Consider the following 272-nt stretch of genomic DNA (forward strand, 5'->3'; position numbering starts at 1 on the left):
GCACCGCGCCGGGCGATTAGTACCCGGTCGAGGCCTTCTGCATCCAGCTCGTCTGTGGCGCGGGCGGGAATGCCCTGGATATGCTCCTGCACCTGCAGGGTCTGTGATGACAGCTCCCAATACACCCGGGGAACTGTCAGCCACTTCAGAGAGCGCAGGTTCTTGCGAATACGATCGGCGTTGCGCGCTTCGATGGTGAAATCCAGCTCCCGGGTGAGGGAGCGTTTGAACTCGCGCACCAGTTCCACGGGACGGTAGCGGCGCAGCTCCAC

General features: G+C 63.2%; 1 protein-coding gene. It reads right to left on the reverse strand.

Going from position 1 to position 272, the window contains the following annotated elements; all coding sequences use genetic code 11:
• Nucleotides 1-272: AarF/UbiB family protein (locus B3Q33_RS06895; RefSeq protein ID WP_286827310.1), on the reverse strand; the 272-nt coding region annotated here is incomplete at both ends.

It is taken from the genome of Alcanivorax sp. UBA3183 (assembly GCF_002364155.1).
GTDB lineage: Bacteria > Pseudomonadota > Gammaproteobacteria > Pseudomonadales > Alcanivoracaceae > Alcanivorax > Alcanivorax jadensis.